Raw genomic sequence first — 16,787 nt, forward strand, 5'->3', positions numbered from 1 at the left:
TTAAGACAAGCCCAATGATTGTGTCGCAGTATCTGGTGAGGTTTTTTTATTGTGTCTAGACAACTAACGTTGCTCATTGTTAACGCCAGTGCTCACGAGCGTCAAACCTTGACTAAAACTCTTAGTGCATTAGATGTCTTTACTATCATTGCCAAATCCGACTCTCAAGATGCCCTAAGCTTACTAAAGACGCAAGCTGTAGATCTAGTGATCACCGGCTTGGATGTTGGCAAAATTGACGGCTGGCGATTCTCGCGCATGATCCGCTCAGGTCTGCTGGCAACGCCCAAAAATACACCCATCGTACTTATTCCACCGACTTATTGTGAACGAATAGCCGAAACCACCGCTCGTAGCTACAGTATTGATGCCGTGCTACCATTTGAACGTCAAGACATGTTGCCGCAAATTTTGGCCAATGTGTTGTCAACGCATTTAGATAAAAGCAGCCGCCTCAACTTGCTCTTGTTAGAGCCCAACCAACAACGTGCGCAAAAAATATGTGAGCACCTATCGCACAATTTCGTTTGCACACATGTAAGCTCGGCGGCCAGCGCTTTATCACTATTTCTACAAGATCATTACGCCATTGTTTTAATGGACACTACGTCTGATTTATCAGGTTCCGCAGAAAGCTTAGTCGAAAGTATTCTCAAACATCGTCCAAGCCAAGCCATTGTAACCATTATTGACAAACGCGATGCCGACCATGCCGAACAACTATTATTGTTAGGTGTTACCGACTTTGTTCGAGCACCATACGATATGCCCTTTTTAAGCAAAGTATGCGACCATGCAGCGCGGCGAGAAGATTTTATGGTGAGCTATGCCGAGTTTGCTAATAAAGTCGAGCAACTCAGTCGCAGTGAAAGTCGCTATAAAGATTTGTTTTCTGCACACCAACGGATTTTACTCCACCTGAGAACAGTTGTCGTTGAATTGGAATTGGAAGGCGCAATCCGCTTTATAAACCCAGCATGGGAATACCTCTCAGGCTTTGGTATTAAGTCAAGCCTCAATACCCAGCTCCGCGATTATATTGCCAAAGATGAGTTGCCGACCTTCAACAAAGTCATTCAAGAAATTCAAAATGGAGTCAGGCAACATGCGCAATTAGAGCTGCAACTCTGCCACAAAGCAGGACATCTAGTGTGGGTCGAGTGTCGCCTACAACTTATCAAGAATACCTCAAGTTCGGTCGCAATAACTGCAACACTCGATAATATTCACGAACGCAAGCAAGCTGAACTGCAACTCAGACACTTAGCATTGCATGATACGCTTACCGGCTTACACAACCGCTACTACTTCGACCAACAACTGAATCAGCTGTGCAATGAAGTAAAGTCTGCACAAGAGATAGAACATGCACTAATTTACATCGACTTAGATCACTTTAAGATCATCAATGACAGTAAAGGCCATCAGCAAGGAGATATTGTACTCAAAGAAGTATCTGAGTTGTTTGGTGACAAAATAGGTGAAGAGCATCTCACTTTCCGTATTGGTGGAGACGAATTTGCTGTACTGCTTAAGCACACCAATTTACTTGATGCTCATATGTGCGCTGAAAGCATTTGCATGGCTATCGAAGAACATAAATTTCACTTTGAAGATAATGCATACTCACTCAGTTGTTCTATCGGGTTAACGCAAATTACCAATGAAAATGCGGATCCCAGTGAGTGTTTGAAACAAGCTGACATAGCCCTTTATATCGCCAAGAATCTCGGCCGCAACTTGGTTCATTGTTATAATAAAGAAGATGAACAAAACCAAACACTGCAAACCGGTTTAGAATGGGGCCATAGTGTTAGGCAAGCGCTTCAGAACGACAGCATAGAACTCCATTATCAACCGATCTGGGATTTCAAAAAACAACAAATAGCCTATTACGAAGCACTGCTTAGATTAAAGATTAACGGTGAGACAGTTTACCCAAATCAGTTTATTCCTGCATTAGAGCTACTTAATGATACATTTTTGATGGATCAATGTGTGATCAGAACAGCCATTAAAGCACTGGCTGAACATGAGATTTTGAGCCAAGTGGCGATTAATTTATCTGCTCATTCATTTTTAGATGAACGACTGCAACCCCACATTCAGGCCTGTTTAAAAGAGCATCAAGTTTCAGCTAATCGCGTTATTTTTGAAATCACAGAATCTGCCAGTATTAATAACCTCAACGCAACCCAGACAATGATTAAAAATCTGAACGATCTTGGTTGTCATTTCGCTATTGATGATTTCGGGACAGGCTTCAGCACTTTTAGCTACCTAAAACAGCTACCCGCACAGCATGTTAAAATAGATGGCTCCTTTGTTCGAGACATGCTCAACGACCCAATTGACCTGGCGCTGGTCAAAGCTGTAAACGATATTAGTCACTCGTTAGATAAGTGTTCAGTTGCCGAATATGTCGAAAACAAAGAAATATTTCAACAACTTAAGGAAATAGGTGTGGACTATGGACAGGGTTACTTTATCTCTAGACCGCTCCCTATTGAACAACTAGCGAGCAGTGCAAAAACTATTTTATCTCTAAAAACAGCGTAGTAACATTTTTATACTAAAGGTTACTTTTACTTCTTGCAAAGTCCACTATAATTAAAGATACCAGTTTAAAATGTCACCAAATTTTAAGGTAACACCTTAATTTTATAGACATTCAAAGGATTGAGTTACATCTTGCTATGGACTTCAAGGGGTAAATTATGCTGTCATTATCACTGTTTTTACTACTTGCAAACTTGCTCATTGCTTATCAATGTTACCGCTATGCCAACACAAAAGGATACCCGGTAAAATTGTTCACAGGGCTCGGTTTGCTACCCTACTTTAATCTAGTGGTTTGGGTTTACTTACTCTTTTTACCAAATTTAACTACTGCAAAAAACATCGAGCAGGCTTAATAGCTCCTTTTTAAAACAAAACAGCATGCAGCCATGCTGTTTTTTGTGTTGTCATTTTCTTGCCCCCAAGTTCGAAGAAGGCGCTTTTTATCCCAAAATTAGGCTAACTAAAAGCGATAGCTAGTTACTATCTCAGCAAGCCGCTTAGCCGTTTTCTCACCTTTTACACATTGCTGCACCAAGGATTTTGGATAAACAAACACCTGTTTATTGTTTGGGTTGCTGAGTTCATTGTAAATAAAGCTTATATGCTCATCTCTAGGTAAACTTCTTAAACCTGCACCATAGTCACATAAACTTCGGGCTAAGCTGGTTACTAGCATTTTTTCAAGCGCCTGCTGCTTTTCTGCTTTCTCTTTCGCTCGTTTGACCCGAGAAGCTTCAAGACTTGCTTTCAGCTTATCCTTAAGGTCTTTTAATTCCGAATCCTTAAGTGAAAGCTTTTCTATGCGTTTCTCAACTTCTCTCAATGACTCCGTAAATTCTTTTACTTGATCATCACTTTCGTGCCTTTTCGCAAACTCCAGCTCCGCTTTTTGGCGTTCAAGTTCCCTCAATTGAATTCTATTCTCTCTTTCTTGCTCTACGGCTTCGCGGACCTTCTCGGCTCCTGCTCTCACTTTCTCAGCTGCATCCGAATAAGCTTGAGAAAAAGCTTCAGCTATCGGCTGTGAAATCTCAATCTCCGCGATGTCCATATCAAATTCCGGCAGTTCAAACTCCCCTATTGCAGCCACATCATCGAGATTATCGATATGAGAGATCCACTCTAAACGGTGCCGGCGTTTTAATGCCAGTTCAAACACAACTCCCTGATCTTTTAAATAATAGCCAGAAACACTACGAACTTGATCTTGTGTATCATGCTGTAGTGCACTCATTAATACCCGCTCAAAAATAGCAACCTCACGCTTTAGCGCTTCATCAACAACTTGGGCCTGAGCAAAGCTTGTAGCAATGGCTGCGACAGCGCCAAAACAAAGTGGAATTAACTTCATGGTTTACCTCGATACTGTGCTAAATTTTGTGTCGGTGTTTGCTCTACTTGCTCTGCCAATTCATTCAATTGCAGCCTAAGTAGGGCTTGATCTTGCGCTCTTTGTGCTTGGATCAGATCAACGAGATTATTCATTGCCAAACTGCGCTCTTTACGATTTTGTTCAACCACTTGCGTTGCTAACTTGGCAAGCGTAGCTTGATCTATTGGCTTAGTCTCATCAAGTTTTGCAAGCATGGCCTGCATAGCGCTTTGCTGCTGTGCCAGTTGTGTTTGTTGAGCACTCAACTGTTGATGTAAGCCTAAGTTCTGTAGCCAAAGTCCTGACACACCAAGCCCAACGACCAGCCAAGCTGCGACGGCAGCCACTGGCCAAGCGCGAGTTTGATGCTGCAAAGTGAGCTGTGGGGGTGGCGCCTGCTCTTCGAAGCTAGCAGCTCGCTGTTGCCAAGTAATAGCAGCACTCATCATTTCTCGATATTCACTATCTGCCTGAAGTTCGGCCAACTCTGCCTCAGACAGCACTTTGCCATCTAACCACTGCTCAAATAAGTGTGCTAATTTAGCCATGATTTTGCACCTCTAGTTGCCCTTTCATCTTACCTAACGCACTGTATAGCCTAGCCTTCACCGTATTACTTGATAACTCAAGCTGCAGCGCAATTTCATCAAAGGTGTAATGCTGGAAAAACTTTAGCTCCACGACAATGCGCTGCTCAAATGGTAGTTGTTTCAGCGCGATATATATCTCTTCATTACTTTGTTGTTGCGCTATTTTGCTGTCAGGTCCGTGTTGCGGCGTCTCAGGTTCTTTACCTTCAATCGATTCAAACTTATGTTTTCGCATGTGATCCACTATCCTTGCATGGGTGATTTTAAATACCCAAGTCGAGAACTTAGCATCACCATTAAAGGTATGCAGATTTCGATACATACTTAAAAATACATCTTGAGCTATATCTAGCGCGTCTTGCGGGTTACCAACCAGCCTCAAGCATTGGTTATACACACGGCTATGATGCTGGGCGCAAAGCTTTGACCATGCTCTTTGATTACCTTGCAGTGCTCTTTTTATTAATTGTTTTTCGCTATTAAAAAACACGCAGTTCACTCATCCAATCTTCTCACTAACTATTAATCGTAGCGGCTGCAAAAAAAGTTGTTCAGACGGGAAAGTTTTTTGAAAAAAAAGCACCGAGGGGGTGCTTCTTATCATTACTATGGCTGACATTGGCCGCTGATGTAGCCACCAACAAAGTCGCTAAACAGTCTAAAATCTCTGATCCGCCCCGTAGTACGACGCCAAATTAAGCCAATCTCACGATATGCATGATCTTGTGGTGGCATAGCCACTAAAGGTTTCCCTTCCAAAATCCCTGCATTGATCGCCATTTGAGGTAAAAACGTTACGCCATTTTTATATTCCACCATACTTAATAAAGTATGTAGGTTTGCCGCCTCAAATGGATTAATGCACGCGCTACGGTTTAAGTGGCAAGCGCTAAGAGCATGTCCCGTCATACAGTGCTCTTTTTCGAGTAAAAATACACTTTGCTCAGGTAACAGGTTAAAGTCCTCAATCGGCTCTGGTACGCTGTACTCGGTATGGCGAACCAAGCTAAAGTGATCTTTTGCAAGCACTTGAGTATGAAACTTATCGGTTCTATATGGCAGCGCTAACATGGCCATATCAATATGGCCATGCTCTAATTTGTCCAGTAAGTTATCACTGGTATCTTCAACCAGTACCAAATTAAGTGCTGCAAACTCCTTTTTACACGCCTGATAAAGTGGCGCAGCAATAAAACTCGCAATGGTGGGAATGATCCCTAACGTCAACTTGCCAGATAATGGATTTTTATAGCTTTTAGTCAGCTCTTTAACGCTCATGGTGTCGTCGATAATTTTCCGCGCTCGTTCAACCACTTCCTCACCAATATCGGTAAACATTAGGCTGCGATTTTCGCGTTCAATTAGCTGACATCCCAATGTCTCTTCAAGGTTTTGTATCGCGCTACTTAGCGTCGATTGGCCGATAAAGCATGCTTCCGCTGCACGACCAAAATGTTGGTGCTGATGTACCGCAAGCAGGTATTGTAGTTGTTTGATACTAGGTAAATTCGTCACAAGCTTTACTCTTAATTTTCAACAGCACAAATAAAAAGACCCCAACACCAAAGGTGCTGAGATCTTTTCAAGCTAAAAGTCTGTCTTTTTGAAAAGTGCGGTTTATTTTTATACGCCGAACACTAATCTCAAAATATAGAATATAACAATAGCAAGGGCAGCACCAACTGGCAATGTAATTACCCAAGAAACTACGATGTTACGAATAACACCCATGTTTAATGCCGCAATACCACGTGCCATACCCACACCCAATACCGCACCAACTAAGGTTTGAGTTGTAGAGATTGGTAGGCCTGTGCCTGATGCGATTACGACTGTTGAAGCAGCTGCAAGCTCTGCTGCGAAGCCACGGCTAGGAGTAAGATGCGTGATGCCTTCACCGATGGTCTTGATAACTTTCTTACCAAGAATCGCAAGACCCGCAACAATACCTAAACCACCTAGCGGTAAGATCCACCAAGCGAGTGCCGCTTTCTTAGCAATTTCACCGTCGTTTTCAACAATGTTTACCACTGCAGCTAATGGACCAATTGCGTTAGCAACGTCATTCGAACCATGCGCGAATGCCATACAACATGCTGTTAGTACCATAAGGATAGCGAATACTTTTTCAACATTGTTGAACTGCATTTGCTTGTCTGCATTAGGATCCATTTTCAGCTTAGAAATCGCAATCTTACCGATAATAGCAATGATAATAGCGATACCGATAGCAAGCGCAAAACCTTCGAATGTGCCAAGCTTGATACCAATATGCTTAAGACCTTTTTTGATTGTAACCAAAGACATAACAAAGCCCGCTAGACCCATGTAAATAGGCACAAAGCGTTTGGCGTTTTCTAGTGGCTTATTTGTATCAAAAATGAGCTTTTGGGCACTCATAAAGATGAGGTAAGCAATAAAGCCAGAGATGGCAGGGGTGACAATCCAGCTCCCAACAATGCCAGCAACTTTGCCCCATTGGATTGCTTCGCTGCCCACAGCTACTAGCGCAAAACCAATGATTGCACCTATGATTGAGTGCGTCGTAGATACCGGCCAACCTAGCATTGAAGCCATTAATAACCATGCGCCTGCAGCAAAAAGCGCGGAGATCATTCCTAATATCATCAGTTCAGGAATATCAATGAAAGGGGTTGAATCTATAATCCCTTTTCGGATCGTTGATGTTACCTCACCACCTGCAAGATAAGCACCAGCGAATTCAAAGATCATAGCAATGATAATTGCTTGTTTGATGGTAAGTGCTTTTGAACCTACCGAAGTACCCATAGCATTCGCAACATCGTTTGCGCCAATACCATAAGCCATAAAGAAACCAACTGCTGCGGCAATTAAAACCAATACTGTGCCGTAGGATGCAATGATATCCATAAGAAACCTTACTTTATTTTAAAAGATCGATTTTTATTAACGAGCTAACATCAGCTCAAGACGTGAACCAACGCGCTCTGCGATATCTGCAAGCCCACCGACCCATTCGATGATCTTGTATAAAAACATCGCATCAATTGGGTTAAGCTCGCTTTCAACAGCGCGTAACTCTCGACGAATTTTAATTTGCATATCGTCGGTATCTTGCTCGATGGCATCGAGCTCAACTAGCATTTTTTCAACTAAAGTGACTTCACGGCCTCTAAAGCCTGTCTCAAGCAGTTCATCAAACTCATTAATCGCTTCTGATGCTTGTTTAGTTGCGTCCACACAACGAGTGACGTAAGCAAGAAAGTCTTTTTGAATGGATTCAGGGATGACCATTTCACGACCGATAACGCGACCTGCGATATCTTTCGCTTTATTGGCTATCTTATCTTGGTGGGTGATAAGTTCCAGTAAGTCAGTCCGTTCTACTGGCATGAATAAACCACGAGGCAAATGTAAACGTACTTCACGTTTTAGTTCATCTGCTTCACGCTCTAGGTTGCGGATTTCAATGCGAATTGCATCCGCTTCTGTCCACTCCCCTTTGAAGACATGGTTAAAAAATGGGATCAAAGCCGCACTGGCTTGATGGACTATTTTTATATGCTCTTCAATTGGCTTAATAGGAGATTTAGCAAATACTCCTAAAAACGCGTTACTAGGCATAACTGACCCTTAAATCATATTTGTATGCATGTGCAAAGTGTAATTTTACAGCATTGAGCGCTGTTGTGAACGGTTTTATTGCAAGTTTAGATGAACTTACTATGAAATTGCGCGCCGAAAGCGCGCAACTAATTGATAAGCATCACAAGGTTTTTGCGATATCTTCTTGAGATGTATGACGAATATCTTTGCCATTTACGAAATAAATCACATATTCCGCAATATTTTGACAACGATCGCCGATACGCTCTAATGAGCGCACAGACCAAATTAAATCCATAATTTTTGGAATCGAGCGTGGGTCTTCCATCATGTAGGTCATAATTTGGCGTGTTACTGCTTCGTATTCACGGTCCACTTTGGCATCAGCTTTATGCACTTCAAATGCCTTTTGCGCGTCCATCCGGGCAAACGCATCGAGCACATCATGCAGCATTTGTGACACTTGGCGACCCATATTGTCAATATTCACCAATAGATCCTGCTGATCTTTGGTAAACGAATCCAATGCAACTTTAGCAATACGCTCCGCTTCGTCTCCGATACGTTCAAGATCTGCAATCGTTTTTGCGATGGCAACAACCAAACGCAAGTCACTGGCTGCAGGCTGCCTTTTCGCGATGATACGTGTACATTCTTCGTCAATATTCACTTCCATCGCATTGACTTTGTAGTCGTTCTGACTGACTTTTTTCGCTTTTTCAGCATCATTGTGATTAACCGCATCAAGCGCAGTGTTTAATTGCTGCTCTACCAATCCACCCATACTGAGTACGTGATTTCTCACGTTTTCTAGCTCTTCATTAAAGCGGCCAGAAATGTGCTTATTAATATTGTGTTCCATTATATTCTCCTCGCAAGCTCGCCTTAACCGTAACGACCTGTAATATAGTCTTCTGTTTTCTTCTTAGACGGCGTGGTGAATAAGGTATTGGTATCTGCATACTCAATTAACTCACCCATGTACATAAACGCAGTTTGATCAGATACACGCGCAGCTTGTTGCATGTTATGTGTAACGATAACTACAGTATACTTGTTTTTCAGGTCGTTAATGAGTTCTTCGATAACCAATGTTGAAATCGGATCGAGTGCTGATGTTGGTTCATCAAGTAACAATACTTCTGGTTCAATCGCGATAGAGCGAGCAATCACCAAACGCTGCTGCTGACCACCAGATAAACCAAATGCACTGTCGTGAAGTCGGTCTTTTACTTCATCCCAAAGTGCGGCGCCACGGAGTGACTTTTCAACCACTTCGTCTAACTTGCGCTTATCTTTGATACCTTGCAGACGCAGACCATAAACCACATTCTCATAAATAGACTTAGGAAAAGGGTTTGGTCTTTGGAATACCATACCTACGTTACGGCGCAGTGCCGCAACATCTACGCTCTTGTCATAAATGTTCTGTCCTTGAAGGTTGATTTCTCCTTCAATACGACAGCTATCAACAAGGTCGTTCATACGGTTAATACAACGCAGTAACGTTGACTTACCACAACCTGATGGACCGATAAACGCGGTTACCTGCCCTTTTGGGATCAACATATTAACGTTGCTAAGGGCTTGTTTATCACCATAGTAAAGATCTAGGTTTTTGATCTCTAGTGCGGTGAGTTCTGGACTTAAGTTTGCTAAATCAAGCTTGTTATTGCCGTTTGCTTGATTGACTTCTGGCGCTACTGTAATCATGTTTTTACCTATTAAAAATCTTTACTATTAATGCTCTAACGATCTGAATTTTTCGCGTAAGTGGTTACGAATACCAATCGCTGTGATATTCAGTGCAATAATCACCGTAACCAGTAGGAACGCGGTTGCATAAACCAAAGGTCTAGCAGCTTCAACATTCGGGCTTTGGAAGCCAACATCATAAATATGGAACCCTAAGTGCATAAACTTACGATCCAAGTGAATATAGGGGAAGTTTCCGTCTAGTGGTAGTGTAGGTGCCATCTTTACTACACCAACCAACATCAGAGGAGCTACCTCACCCGCTGCACGCGCAACAGCAAGAATAAGACCAGTCATAATTGCCGGACTTGCCATTGGTACAATGATCCGCCATAGGGTTTCAGCTTGAGTCGCACCAAGCGCAAGTGAACCATGACGCACTGAGCTTGGGATCCGAGACAGACCTTCTTCCGTGGATACAATAACCACTGGCAAAGTAAGGATAGCAAGTGTAAGTGCAGACCAAATCACACCCGGTGTACCAAATACAGGACTTGGCGCAGCCTCAGGGTAGAAAAGTTCGTCAATTGACCCACCTAGCATATAAACGAAGAATCCTAAGCCAAACACCCCATATACAATGGATGGAACACCTGCAAGGTTGATCACCGCGATGCGGATCATCTTAGTCACAGCGTTCTTTGCTGCATATTCATGAAGATAAATTGCGGCAATAACACCGAATGGGGTCACGATCACCGCCATCAGCATAACCATAAATACCGTACCAAAGATTGCAGGGAATACCCCACCTTCGGTATTTGCTTCACGCGGGTCATCGCTCACAAACTTGCTGATTTGCACTAAGTAGTGACCCACTTTGGCAAAAAAGCCCATGTCATTTGGAAACCAAACGTCCAACACTTGGTACAGCGGCAAAGTCACTTCTTCACCACGCATATCACGCACTACAACTTGGTCACGCTTTGCTTGCTTCCTTAGCTCAAATAAACGTTTTTCGAAGACTTTGTAATCTTCACGTAGCTCAGCACGGCGTGCATTTAACTCTGCTAACTTTTCCTCTGTCAGGTCATTATCGAGTTGATACGACTTTTCTTTTAAACGTAGTCGTTCAAGCTCATAGTTAATGTGCCCGATTTCGCTATTTTGTAGATCAAGCGCTTCGTCATTAAGGTCAACGGCACGCTCAACAAGCTCATGTAACCTTTCTATCGGCTGGTTAGTTACTACTTTACCGTCTTCTAAAACGCGAGCAACATAACCATAGAAATTACCATTTTTACTACGCTCAAATACCGCTAATTCCGCTGGCGTAGACTGGCTTTTGATGTCTGTTGATAACACCCAACGGAAATCAAGTTCTACGTATTCACGGTTACCCGTTTTAATGAGTAAACGCTCGATTTGTTCGCTGTTGTAGCCTGAAAGGTCGAATCCAGCCGCTTCAAGGCGAGACTTTGGTACCATCTCACGATCGTATATTTCACCAATAACAGTCTGCTTAGCAACAGAACCGTCGAGATGCATTTCTACAACTTCTGATGGCCAAAAGAAGCTCAGTCCTTTCCACGCTATCATCGCAAGTAGTCCAATTACTGAAATCAAACTAATACTGACCGCGCCACCTGTCATCCAGATCCACGGAGAACCTGACTTAAACCACTGTTTTACCATGTCATGTCACTCCAATTACATTGAGCTGTACTTTTCACGCAGCTGCTGGCGAACAAACTCAGCAACGGTGTTAAATACGAAAGTAAAAATAAACAATACAAAGGCAGCTAGGAACAAGATGCGATAGTGAGAGCTGCCAACTTCAGACTCCGGCATTTCCACCGCAATGTTTGCAGCAAGCGTACGCATACCTTGGAAGATACTCCAGTCCATGATTGGCGTGTTACCGGTTGCCATCAATACAATCATGGTTTCCCCTACGGCGCGGCCAAGACCCATCATTACCGCAGAGAAGATACCAGGACTTGCTGTTAGTAATACAACACGAACCAAAGTCTGCCACTGCGTGGCACCGAGTGCTAATGAGCCATTAGAAAGGTGCTTAGGTACGCTAAATACCGCGTCTTCTGCAATAGAAAAGATTGTAGGAATAACCGCAAAACCCATCGCGATACCCACGACTAGCGAGTTACGCTGGTCAAATGTTAGACCTAACTCATTGGTTAGATACTGACGCACATTACCGCCAAACAACCAAGACTCAATACCTGCGCTCATGGCAAATGAAATCCAGCCTACGATAAGCACCACGGGGATCAGTAAGATTGAATGCCAGCCTTCAGGCACAACGTGTCTCACTTTTGCAGGTAGCTTAGTCCAACCAAATGCCGTTGCTATCATCGCGATTGGCAATAGCACCAATAAAGCAACCACGGCAGGTAGATGCGTTTCAATTAAAGGAGCAAGCCAAAGGCCCGCCAAGAAGCCCAAGATAACCGTTGGTAGTGCTTCCATTATCTCGACTGTTGGTTTCACCACACGGCGTAATTCACTCGACATGAAATAGGCGGTGTAGATTGCTGACGCTAATGCAATAGGAACAGCAAACAACATGGCATAAAGCGCCGCTTTAATGGTACCAAATGAAATAGGCACTAATGAGAATTTCGACTCAAAGTCATCACTCGCAGAGGTTGATTGCCAAGTGTAAGCAGGCTCAGGATACCCTTCGTACCACACTTCTTGCCACAAAGCAGACCAAGTTACTTCCGGGTGTTCATTGTGTAGTTCTACCACCGTTAACGTATCATCGGCGAGTAACAAAGCCGCATTAGCACGTGGTGCTACCGCAAACTTTTGTACAGCTTTATCTGTGATTTTACCTTGCCATAAGTGCGCTTCACTGGTGGTGTAATATAGACCTAATTGACCATTTTCATTAGTCGTGAAGAAAGTACGACGATAATATTCACTAAATAGTTTGACCTGTTTGCTCTTTGGCGTCTCAAAAGAGCGGATTTTAGCAAACTGGCGTCCATCATCGGTATTGACTTCAAACCACTGTGAAACCTCACCGTTGTCGTTAGCAAGCATTAATGAGTTGGCGCCCGCTAGTAGGTTCATATCGACCAAGTTGGCATTTTCTTCATTTGCAGCAAGCAACTGGAATAACTCAACTTCAGAAGCATAGCGAGAATCAAAGACGTAAACTTGATTTGCTGAGCGAACAAATGTGCGCGATGTGTCTGGAGAAATAAGTAACTCATCAACGCGACCATCAATATCTAGCTCGGTACGCTCAACCGCCCATTCAACCTCTCCAGTAAACATGTTTTCTTCTGCAACAAAGGAGGCAAAAATCACACGTTTATCCGCAGTCTGTGCAACAACAGCGGTTTTGTCTTCGAAGTGACTAAAGGCGAATTTACGAATTGCTTGCCCTTGTTCATCAACAATCAGTTGCTTCGCATTAAGTGGATAACTTAAGCGAGGAGTTAAGACACGTTGATTTCCCGGAAAGCTTACCGTGAACATCGGCTTCACCAGTTGTACCTGACCGTTATCCAGACCAAATGCATATTGCCCTAAGAAAGGCGCACTTTCTGCAAATGCTGTAATATTACCGTCAAGTTCAACATCCAATGTATCTAGTAATTTACCGGCGCTTTCACCTTTGATCTGGTAATAATCTACCGAACCTCTGCTGCCGAGTAAGTACGCAATTTCCGTTTGTTCTTCTACCCCTACACCTAAATATGTTTTGTCTTGTGTAAGCTGAATATCCATACGCTTCTCAACCTTTGCCGATTCAAAGATTGGTTGAACAACATATAGTAAGTAGAAGAAGATAAGTAAAAGTGCGACTAATACCATTACTCCACCAGAAGTAATGCCAAATTGTGCAAACCTGTCTTTAAAGAGACGGCTTCTATCCGTTTTAAAGGATGGCTTTTGCGGATTTGAAGTCATCAATATACCCTTTGGTTTAAAAATTGGGGGCATTATATTTCATCAAGATGACAGTTGTGTTACACCCGAGACACAATTGCACTTTCTTCAATCGGTCTTGGCCTTCAAATTCATTATAAAAATAATGGAACTAATCGGCTCAAAAAGTGCTCTGATTGTTAGCCTAGAGTAAATACAAAAATTCCGTTGCATTTCTTTACATTAAGTGTTTTTAGACACTGGACAAAGTAAGTTTTTAGACTAGTCTAAATCATGCGCCGAATTCGTTTTTTCGCCCACGGGCGCCACAAAAAAAGAGACATGATATGAAGCAGTTAATATTAACACTTATAGGTAAGGACCGACCGGGTCTCGTTGAGGAAATCTCTTCCACTATTCTTTCTAACCATGGCAACTGGTTAACCAGTAACTTAAGCCATCTTGCCGGACAATTCGCGGGCATCGTACAGGTTGAAGTTGCAGAAGAACATTTGCAAGAAATACAAGATGCATTGCATAAGTTGCCTGGTATAGACGTTAGCGTTGAATCAGGCGAAAGCTTGCAAGTGCAGGATGAGCCAGACACATTAAATTTAATCATTACAGGCAACGATAGACCGGGAATTGTGCAAGAGCTTGCTACGGTTATTCGTCACAAAGGCGCAAACATCACGCACCTAACCTCAAAACAACGTAGTGCTCCAAACTGGGGACTGCCTATTTTCAGCGCTTTCGCAACCGTGACTTTACCTGCAGGCACGGTCAAGGAAAACGTAATTGAAGCACTCGAGTCAATCACCAGTGATTTGATCGTGGACATAGAAGAAAGCTAAAACCTTCACTATACTCATGATAGTTACATGACAAACACGACAGGCGCGTTGTGTTTGTCATAATTATGTCACACACCCTGCTTAAGCTGTAAAAATAAGCTGTACCTATGGAAAGAACCATGCAGGCCGTATCTCCAGAGCATAAAACTATCACGTACTTTGCCAAAGAATTAAGCTGGCTCTCTTTTAACGAACGTGTTTTACAAGAAGCCAAGGACCCAACCAACCCGATCATTGAACGGATCCGGTTTCTTGGTATATTTTCCAACAACTTAGACGAGTTTTTCCAAGTACGAGTTGCAGATGTAAAACGCCGTATCTTATTAAATAACCTTCCTGAAACGAATTTCGACGAAGACGAAGCACTGCTCGCCGACATTCAGAAGAAAGTGTTGGAACTAGGTAAAAAGTTTAATGCTATTTATGACCAGATCCTCATCGACTTAAATGAGCATCACATTCATATTAAGCAACCGGATGCGCTATCGGATTTCCATAAGAATTGGCTAGCCAACTATTTTAAAGACCAAGTACTACCTCACCTATTGCCAATGATGATTAACGAAAGTAAGGACTATTCAGACAATATCAATGACACCATGACCCACCTTTTTGTGGAGCTAAATGGTGAAAAGCAGCATCACGCTTTTTTGGAAGTCCCTACTGATCGCCTGAATCGTTTTGTCCAACTGCCGCCAGAAAAAACTCGTCGGCATAAAACGATTGTGTTGCTCGATGACGTTATTCGATTTTTTATAGCCGATGTGTTTAAGAGCTTCTTCAAATTTGAACGCATTGACGCCTATTCGATGAAACTCACTCGTGACGCCGAATACAACTTAGATGATGAGCTTGAAGAAGGCGTGTTAGATACCATGTCTAAAGGTCTCAAACAGCGCTTATATGCCGAACCAGTGCGCTTGGTATATGAAGAATCTATGCCGGAAGAAATGATCAAGCTGATGAAAAAGCGCTTAGGAGTGACAGGTCAAGATGCCATGATCCCAGGCGGTAGATATCGCAATTTTCGGGATTTTATTTCTTTTCCAAATGTTGGTCGCGGCTATCTAGAAAACAAGCCCCTGCCGCCGCTTAAAAGCGCAGCCTTTTCAAAATATAGCAGTGTCTTTCGCGCAATTTCAGTTCAAGATATCTTGCTGTATTACCCCTACCATACCTTTAATCACATGCTGGAATATATCCGCCAAGCGGCGTTTGACCCCAGAGTGACGCAAATCAAGGTCAACATTTATCGTGTGGCAAAGCAATCTCGATTGATCGCTTCATTGATCAATGCAGCAAAAAATGGCAAAAAAGTCACCGTGATGGTTGAATTGAAAGCCCGCTTCGATGAGCAAAATAATATTGAGTGGGCAAAACTCATGAGTGAATACGGTATTAAGGTCATGATTGGCATACCAGCGCTTAAGGTCCATAGTAAGCTTTGTGTGGTTCACCGTAGAGAAAAAGGCAAAATCGTCAAATATGCACACATAGGAACGGGTAACTTCCACGAAAAAACGGCTCGGATTTATACTGATTTCAGTCTGTTTACCAAACACCCCGATATTACGGAAGAATGCGATAGCGTGTTTCGCTTTATTGAGAGTAGTTATCTACCGTTTAAATTCGAACACCTGATGATTTCCCCCATCAATGCACGTAGTCGAATAATAGAGTTGATCGATGAAGAAATAGCCCATGCTGAGCAAGGCCGAACAGGAAAAGTAACTATTAAGGTCAACAACTTAGTTGACAAACAGCTCGTCGATAAACTTTACGAAGCATCGCGTAAAGGCGTCAAAGTCCGCCTCATCGTTCGTGGTATGTGTGCGCTTGTACCTGGCCTTACACATTTTAGCGATAATATAAAAATAATTAGTATCGTCGATCGCTTCTTAGAGCACCCACGAGTGATGGTTTTCGATAACAACGGCAACCCCAAGGTCTATATTTCCTCAGCGGATTGGATGACTCGTAACCTCGACCACCGTGTTGAAGTTGGCACGCCTATTTACGCCGAGCATTTGAAAAAACTAATTATCGATATCATTGAATTGCAGTTTAAAGATCGCACCAAAGCCAGAGTCATTGACGCCGAACAGAAGAATCTGTACGTTCGCCGAGGTAACCGTAAAAAAATTCGCTCTCAGATCGCGATTTATGACCATTTAAAAAAATGGGAGTTACACCAATTAAATGAAGCGAAAGAATAACCGTTGA

The 16,787-nt window shown here is 42.8% G+C and carries 14 protein-coding genes; 4 read left to right on the forward strand and 10 right to left on the reverse strand.

Features of this window, described 5'->3' with window-relative positions; all coding sequences use genetic code 11:
- Positions 1-51 precede the first annotated feature (51 nt).
- Both PNC201_RS15580 and PNC201_RS15585 read left to right on the forward strand, forming a co-directional pair.
- The gene (locus PNC201_RS15580) at positions 52-2,559 is read left to right on the forward strand and encodes a two-component system response regulator (protein WP_010607166.1); all 2,508 of its coding nucleotides are present in this window, start codon (positions 52-54) and stop codon (positions 2,557-2,559) included.
- Positions 2,560-2,717: 158 nt separating this feature from the next.
- On the forward strand, positions 2,718-2,915 hold the full coding sequence (locus PNC201_RS15585; RefSeq protein ID WP_010607165.1) for a hypothetical protein: 198 nt from the start codon (positions 2,718-2,720) through the stop codon (positions 2,913-2,915).
- A gap of 107 nt (positions 2,916-3,022) precedes the next feature.
- On the opposite strand, the gene PNC201_RS15590 is transcribed toward PNC201_RS15585, so the two are convergent.
- From PNC201_RS15590 to PNC201_RS15635, 10 genes are all read right to left on the reverse strand, one after another.
- Entirely contained in the window at positions 3,023-3,913 is an 891-nt protein-coding gene (locus PNC201_RS15590) for a hypothetical protein (protein ID WP_102057568.1), read from the reverse strand.
- Positions 3,910-4,482 (reverse strand): hypothetical protein, encoded by a 573-nt coding sequence (locus PNC201_RS15595; RefSeq protein WP_045962626.1) that lies wholly within the window; start codon positions 4,480-4,482, stop codon positions 3,910-3,912. Before PNC201_RS15595 ends, PNC201_RS15590 begins: the two co-directional genes overlap by 4 nt.
- On the reverse strand, positions 4,475-5,014 hold the full coding sequence (locus tag PNC201_RS15600) for an RNA polymerase sigma factor (RefSeq protein ID WP_010607162.1): 540 nt from the start codon (positions 5,012-5,014) through the stop codon (positions 4,475-4,477). The genes PNC201_RS15595 and PNC201_RS15600 overlap by 8 nt, the downstream gene beginning before the upstream one ends.
- 116 nt (positions 5,015-5,130) lie before the next feature.
- Positions 5,131-6,039, reverse strand: a complete 909-nt coding sequence (locus PNC201_RS15605; RefSeq protein WP_010607161.1) for a hydrogen peroxide-inducible genes activator — start codon at positions 6,037-6,039, stop codon at positions 5,131-5,133.
- 108 nt (positions 6,040-6,147) lie between these two features.
- A complete protein-coding gene (locus tag PNC201_RS15610; RefSeq protein ID WP_010607160.1) occupies positions 6,148-7,416 on the reverse strand; it encodes an inorganic phosphate transporter in 1,269 nt (422 codons plus the stop codon).
- Between the two features lie 36 nt (positions 7,417-7,452).
- Positions 7,453-8,130 (reverse strand): TIGR00153 family protein, encoded by a 678-nt coding sequence (locus PNC201_RS15615; RefSeq protein WP_010607159.1) that lies wholly within the window; start codon positions 8,128-8,130, stop codon positions 7,453-7,455.
- Positions 8,131-8,272: 142 nt separating this feature from the next.
- Positions 8,273-8,974: a phosphate signaling complex protein PhoU gene (phoU, locus tag PNC201_RS15620; protein ID WP_010607158.1), complete on the reverse strand. Its 702-nt coding sequence runs from the start codon at positions 8,972-8,974 to the stop codon at positions 8,273-8,275.
- Positions 8,975-8,997: 23 nt separating this feature from the next.
- Positions 8,998-9,825 carry a phosphate ABC transporter ATP-binding protein PstB gene (pstB, locus tag PNC201_RS15625; RefSeq protein WP_010607157.1) on the reverse strand — a complete coding sequence of 276 codons (828 nt, stop codon included), beginning with the start codon at positions 9,823-9,825 and terminating at the stop codon, positions 8,998-9,000.
- Between the two features lie 27 nt (positions 9,826-9,852).
- The gene (pstA, locus tag PNC201_RS15630; protein WP_102057569.1) at positions 9,853-11,502 is read right to left on the reverse strand and encodes a phosphate ABC transporter permease PstA; all 1,650 of its coding nucleotides are present in this window, start codon (positions 11,500-11,502) and stop codon (positions 9,853-9,855) included.
- Positions 11,503-11,517: 15 nt separating this feature from the next.
- Entirely contained in the window at positions 11,518-13,752 is a 2,235-nt protein-coding gene (locus PNC201_RS15635; protein ID WP_102057570.1) for an ABC transporter permease subunit, read from the reverse strand.
- Between the two features lie 305 nt (positions 13,753-14,057).
- Here PNC201_RS15635 and PNC201_RS15640 point away from each other — a divergent pair, with 305 nt between their 5' ends.
- Together PNC201_RS15640 and ppk1 are read left to right on the forward strand one after the other, a co-directional pair.
- Positions 14,058-14,564 (forward strand): glycine cleavage system protein R, encoded by a 507-nt coding sequence (locus PNC201_RS15640; RefSeq protein ID WP_102057571.1) that lies wholly within the window; start codon positions 14,058-14,060, stop codon positions 14,562-14,564.
- A gap of 119 nt (positions 14,565-14,683) precedes the next feature.
- Positions 14,684-16,780: a polyphosphate kinase 1 gene (ppk1, locus tag PNC201_RS15645; protein WP_102057572.1), complete on the forward strand. Its 2,097-nt coding sequence runs from the start codon at positions 14,684-14,686 to the stop codon at positions 16,778-16,780.
- Positions 16,781-16,787 lie beyond the last annotated feature (7 nt).

It is taken from the genome of Pseudoalteromonas sp. NC201, assembly GCF_002850255.1.
Lineage (GTDB): Bacteria > Pseudomonadota > Gammaproteobacteria > Enterobacterales > Alteromonadaceae > Pseudoalteromonas.